Source organism: Rhizobacter sp. P1_G5, from assembly GCF_056405435.1.
This window is the reverse complement of record NZ_JBFUCB010000738.1, coordinates 1-2,723: the sequence shown is the minus strand read 5'-3', so window position 1 is coordinate 2,723 and position 2,723 is coordinate 1. Positions and strand designations below refer to the sequence as shown.

Below are 2,723 nucleotides of genomic sequence, written 5' to 3'. Positions count from 1 at the left end.
GGATGGCCTGCAGCCGCACCAGCAGCTCGCGCGGCTCGAAGGGCTTGGGCAGGTAGTCGTCGGCACCGAGCTCGATGCCGACCACGCGGTCCATGACGTCGCCGCGCGCGGTGAGCATCAGGATCGGCACGTCGCTGAAGCGGCGGATCTCGCGGCACAGCTGGAAGCCGTCCATCTCGGGCAGCATCACGTCGAGGATCGCGAGGTCGTAGCCGTCGCCGCGCAGCAGCCGCAGGCCCTCGCTCGGCCGCGTGGCGGCATCGAGGTCGAGGTCGAAGCGGCTGAAATACGCGCGCAGCGGCGGCGCCAGGTGCGCGTCGTCGTCGATCAGCAGGATGCGGGGCATGGCGCGGATTGTCGTAGCCCGGATGCCAATCCGGGACGGTGCTTCAACTCCACGGCCCGTGGCGTTGCTGGAGGAAATCCCGCACCTGCCGCTGCTGCTCCGGCCGCAGGCTGTCGTAGAAATCGCCGACTGCCGCCACCAGCTTCGGGCTGCCGTCGCGCACGCTCGCGAGCTTGCTGTTGATCAGGTCCTGCGCATGCCAGCGGTCGAAGGTGCCGTCGCCCATCAGCGAGCGGAACTCCGCGCGCGGGTCGGCGTTGCCGCGCAGCGCCTGGCGCTGCTGCTGCAGCGTGTCGATCAGCACGCCCAGGCGGGCCTGCTGCGCGGCGTCGAGGTCGAGCCGGCGTGCCGCATGCTCGATCGCGCGGGCCTTGAAGCGGGCGACATCGGCCTCGCTCATCGATTCCCAGCGGCCGAAGCCGTGCGGGTGCTGCGACCAGGCGGCGAAGCCGCCGAACAGGGCCGAGGCGCCGAAGACGCCGATCAGGGTGCGTTTGAGCCAGGGGCGCATGAAGATTCCTCCTGCAGGTCGTGGTGTGAACATGGCCTGCATCGTCGTCGCTGCCGCGCCCGGCGTGTTATCGCGGCGGTATCGCCGTGTATCGTTTCTTTTCAGCGCACCGTGAACACGTAGCGCAGCGCCTGCTCGAAACGCTCGCCCGGCCGCAGCACGCAGCCCGGCCACTCCGGGTGGTTCGGCGTGTCGGGCGAGTACTGCGGCTCGAGCGCGAAGCCGGCGTGCTGCGCATACGTGGCACCGGCCACGCGGGTCGGCGTGCCGGGCAGGTAGTTGCCGCTGTAGACCTGCAGCGCCGGAAGCCGCGTGTGCAGCGCGAGCGCCACCCGGCCATCGCCCGCCACCACCTCGGCGGCCGGCGTGCGGCCGTCGGCGCAGCCGGCATCGAGCCAGTACGAGTGGTCGTAGCCGCGCGTCAGCTTCTGCTGCTCGTCGTGCATCAGCGCCTCGCCGATCGGGCGCGGTGTGCGGAAGTCGAAGGCGGTGCCGGCCACGTCGCGCCGCTCGCCGGTCGGGATCGATCCGGCGTCGACCGGCAGGAACTGCTGCGCCGCGATGCGCAGCCGGTGCGCGCGGATGTCGCCATCGGGTGCATCGCCGTCGAGGTTGAAGTACGCGTGGTTGGTCAGGTTGACCGGGCACGGCGCGCTGACGGTGGCGGCGAGCTCGACCAGCACGCTCAGGTCGTCGCCGAGCCGGTAGCGCACCGTCGTCTCCATGCGGCCGGGGTAGCCCTGGTCGCCGTCTTCGCTGACGAGCGACAGCACCAGTTCGGTCGGCGCGTGCGAGACCAGCGTCCACAGCCGCTTGTCGAAACCGACCGGCCCGCCGTGCAACTGGTTGACGCCTTCGTTCGCGGCCACCTTGACCTCGCGCCCGTCGAGCGGAAAGCGCGCACCGCCGATGCGGTTGGCATAGCGGCCGATGGTGGCACCGAGGTAGCCGGTCTGGCGGCGGTAGTCGTCCAGGCGGGCGCAGCCCAGCAGCACCTCGCGCGGCGCGGCGCCGGGCAGCGGCACGCTGCAGGACACCCAGGTGGCGCCGTGGTCCATCACCTGGATGGACAGGCCGGCGGCGTTGCTCAGCGTGAAGACGGCGGTGTCGAGGGCAAGGGATTGGCTCATGGTGTAGGCGAAGGACTGCAGCGAAATCAGCCCGCCAGTGTGCCTCGGGTCGAGGCCCCTCTGCTAACGTCCACGGATGCACGCCTTCCACCTCCTGCTGCTGGCGAGCGGGCTGTTGATGTTCGTCAGCCTGCTCGCGGGGGTGTTCTCGGCGCGGCTCGGCCTGTCGTTCCTGCTGGTGTTCCTCGCCGCGGGCATGCTGATCGGCGTCGACGGCCCGGGCGGCCTGCGCTTCGACGACACGCAGATGACGGCCTGGGTCGGCAATGCCGCGCTGGCGGTGATCCTGCTCGAAGGCGGCATCAGCACGCCGATGGCCAGCGTGCGCGCCGGCCTGAAGCCTGCCCTGTGGCTCGCGACGCTCGGCGTCGTGCTGACGGCGCTGATGGTTGGCGCGGTCGCGATGGCGGTGCTGCAGGTCGACTGGCGCTACGGCTTCCTGCTCGGCGCGATCGTCGCGTCGACCGATGCGGCGGCGGTGTTCTCGCTGCTGCGCCATGCCGGCATCCAGCTGCCGGAGCGGGTGTCCTCGACGCTCGAGATGGAGTCGGGCCTGAACGACCCGATGGCGGTGTTCCTGACGCTCGCGATGACGGCCGTGATCCGCTCGAACGCCGGGCCGGGCGAGCTCTTGCTGCTGCTCGCGACGCAAGCCGGCTTCGGTCTCGCGATCGGGCTGGCCGGCGGCTGGGGCGTCGCGTGGCTGCTGAACCGGCTGACGCTGACCGTCGAGCAC

The 2,723-nt window shown here is 71.0% G+C and carries 4 protein-coding genes; 1 reads left to right on the top strand and 3 read right to left on the bottom strand.

The window, feature by feature from the left end:
• From AC1D12_RS30305 to AC1D12_RS30295, 3 genes are all read right to left on the bottom strand, one after another.
• A partial coding sequence (locus AC1D12_RS30305; protein ID WP_477844948.1) for a response regulator transcription factor occupies positions 1–346 on the bottom strand: 346 nt, incomplete at its 3' end.
• A 43-nt stretch (positions 347–389) separates the two neighbouring features.
• Positions 390–857: a Spy/CpxP family protein refolding chaperone gene (locus AC1D12_RS30300; protein ID WP_465113831.1), complete on the bottom strand. Its 468-nt coding sequence runs from the start codon at positions 855–857 to the stop codon at positions 390–392.
• Between the two features lie 101 nt (positions 858–958).
• The gene (locus AC1D12_RS30295; RefSeq protein ID WP_477825313.1) at positions 959–1,987 is read right to left on the bottom strand and encodes a galactose-1-epimerase; all 1,029 of its coding nucleotides are present in this window, start codon (positions 1,985–1,987) and stop codon (positions 959–961) included.
• Positions 1,988–2,063: 76 nt separating this feature from the next.
• Between AC1D12_RS30295 and AC1D12_RS30290 the strand changes: the two genes are divergently transcribed.
• Positions 2,064–2,723, top strand: a 660-nt coding sequence (locus AC1D12_RS30290) for a cation:proton antiporter domain-containing protein (protein ID WP_477844947.1), incomplete at its 3' end; no start/stop codon positions are given.

Excerpts from the sequence above, each read along its gene's own strand:
- AC1D12_RS30300 (WP_465113831.1), bottom strand. The coding sequence starts at position 857 with ATGCGCCCCTGGCTCAAACGCACCCTGATCGGCGTCTTCGGCGCCTCG.
- AC1D12_RS30295 (WP_477825313.1), bottom strand. The coding sequence starts at position 1,987 with ATGAGCCAATCCCTTGCCCTCGACACCGCCGTCTTCACGCTGAGCAAC.